This window comes from Calditrichota bacterium, from assembly GCA_013151735.1.
GTDB lineage: Bacteria > Zhuqueibacterota > JdFR-76 > JdFR-76 > BMS3Abin05 > BMS3Abin05.
On the sequence record JAADHR010000062.1, the window covers coordinates 34,887 to 37,634 of the forward strand.

Annotated in this window: 1 protein-coding gene; it reads right to left on the reverse strand. The window is 54.4% G+C overall.

The features are described from left to right. Window positions 1-137: 137 nt before the first annotated feature. Window positions 138-2,748 (reverse strand): DUF5110 domain-containing protein (locus GXO76_04460; protein NOY77103.1); only part of this gene is annotated, 2,611 nt, incomplete at its 5' end.

Consider the following 2,748-nt stretch of genomic DNA (forward strand, 5'->3'; position numbering starts at 1 on the left):
AGGCTCGGGAACCGTCCTTCGACAGGCTCAGGACCCATCCTTCGGCACGCTCAGGAAACAGGTGAGCGATTGGAGCTATTGAAAGAATGACCACAACTCTTGCGAAGGGGTGGAACCTTCGCAAGAGTATTTTTGAACTACGGGTTTGTGGCTTTCAACAGCTCAAAGTAAGGCTTGAGCTGCGGTTTTTGCTGAGCCTCTTCTGCGACCATCGCGATAATGCGCTTAAATATCCCCGGAAATTTCCGGATTTCGGTCTCGGCTTTTTCGGGATTTTGAGCCAAAATGAGCCCTAACTGTGCGGGCCGCACCACGATGGTTTTCGGATATTTGGCCCGGTTCCAATTCCCCCGGATCGCGATAAATTTGGTTAGGGTCATCAGACGCTTCACCTGGCCCTTTACCCCGGAAAGCGGTTTTGCCCCGTTGGCCGAAAAACGTACGTCCACCACGACCCTTTTGGACACCGGCAAGGGGAGTGTGTGAATTTGCAATCCCAGAGCGGTGTCGCTGTATGTCCAGTGATTTTCCCGATCGTAGCGGCTGTGTGAGAGGGGGTGTCCGTTCACCGTGACGCGCTCCGGCGGAAACGTATTGGGAAACCGCATCACGTAAGCTCGTTGGGACTCCATTCCCGGGAAGTGTCCCTGCACCGGTTCGATTACCAGGCGGAGGGTGCGGGCATCCGGGTACCGAAAATGAATGGGGGTTTTGGCAAACAAACCGTTTCGGTAACCGTTGGTGTTGCCTTCGTCTTCGTAGTAAACGGTACGCCCCGAATCTCCGGGGAAAACCACCAGAGTAAGCGGATTGACCCGGTTTGTTTGGGCAGGCTGGAGAGCCGGTTGTTCCGGAACAATGGCTCCGGCTTTCACGTACACCGGAATGTCATCCAGCATGAATGCGCGTTTTACGATGCGATTGCCTTCCAAAAGCGTTCCGGTCGCCCATTCCAGCCATTTCCCGGGCGGCAGCCAGAGGGTTTGCCAGGTGAACAGGCTGTCCCGGCCCATGGGGTGTGTGACGGGAGCCACAATCAGATCATCCCCAAAATAGTACTCATCCGGAAAGCGATACGCTTCCTCCCGCTGGGGGAATTCGTAGTAAAGCGGGTGGCAGAGCGAAATACCCGACTCATACGTCTTGCGGGCGTACGAGTAGATGTAGGGAATCAGCCGATGGCGCTGGAGCTCAGCCTTGCGCATGGCGTTGTAATAGGGAAGCGGGTACGCCCAGATGCGGCGTTCAATTTTGGCACTTTTGGTGCAGTGGGTGCGGAAAATAGGACTGAAGGCCCCCCACTGAATCCAACGGGTGTACAACTCCGGGGTGCCAGGGCCGTGCATGTGACCACCGATGTCGTGGCTCCAGTACCCGAACCCCACATTGGCTGCCGTGACCGTAAAATAGGGTTGGTACGTAAGGGATTTCCACGTAATTTTCGTGTCGCCGGAAAACCCAATCTGGTAGCGATGGTTCCCCAGCCCCCCGTAACGGTGAAAAATCAACGGGCGTTTTCCTTCGCGGGCCATGTCCGAAAAAAAGACGTAATTTAAGTAAAACGTCGGATTTACACCGGGAATTTTCGTCGTACTCCACTGCTGCCAGTCCAGCCACCAGAAATCCACCCCCTCCTTTTCCAGGGGATGAAGCACGAGATTCATGAAATTCTCGGCGAATTTCTTGTTCACAATGTCGAATGGTACATATTTTTTGCTGTTCGGGTCGATTCCCATGGCCCGGGCCATTTCCGGGTACACGGCCTCATGCGGCTGAATGCCGGCGGCCGGATGTAAATTCAGGCAGACCTTCAGACTCTCTCGTTCCGTCCAGTCCAGGAAATCTTTCGGATCGGGGAAATAATGGGTATCCCAGGTAAAACCGGTCCATCCAGCCGACTGCCCGGCCTGGTCGCGCTTGAGTTTTCCGTTTGAGTCGAACCACTCCGGTAAAAATCGAATGTGCCAATCGATGTCCACTACCAGCACGTCCAGCGGAATCCGGTGGGTTTGGAAGCCGTGGACCAGCTCCCGCAGGCCCTTGTCGGTGTACTCCCAGTACCGGGACCACCAGATTCCAAAGGCAAAACGCGGCGGGATGGGAATGCGGCCTGCGATCAGGACAAAATCGTGGAGGGCGGCTTTGTAGTCAAATCCGTAGCCGAAAAAATAAAAGTCCTGCTTATCATTTTTGGGGCGAGGCTGTACCCAGGGCCAATCGGATTGATCAAAAATGGGGCGCTTGGAATCGTCAATCAGCACCCATCCGTCCCGGGAGATCAGGCCTTGTCCCAGATCAATTTTTCTGCCGTAATGGCTGTCCCCGTCGCAGCCGTCCAGTGTACGTGTGGTACCTTTGAGGTTTCCTTTGTTTTTCATCCCGGGGTGCCAGGTTTTCCGCTTTCCGCCCATTCGGAAGTCAATACGAAGATTTTTTTTCGTAAACGGTCCGCTGCCTATTTTGTAGAATAGCGTTAGTGCAGACGTTTGCACTTTCAGCCAACCCCGATGCTTGCTTTTCTTGAAAACCGGAACGGGCAGATTGCGATTGATAAAGACCAGCGTGGCGTGATCTTCAAATTGCCCTGTGGGTGACCACTCCATACGAATCACTCGCGGCGTAAGCACGGTAAATCGGGCGTGTTTGAGGACGATCATGGCCTCCGGATTGGCGACCGGATTGGTCGGTTCGGCTCCAACAGGGGCAGTCAACAGGAAAAACAAAACGGCCATTCCGATGATTTGTCGT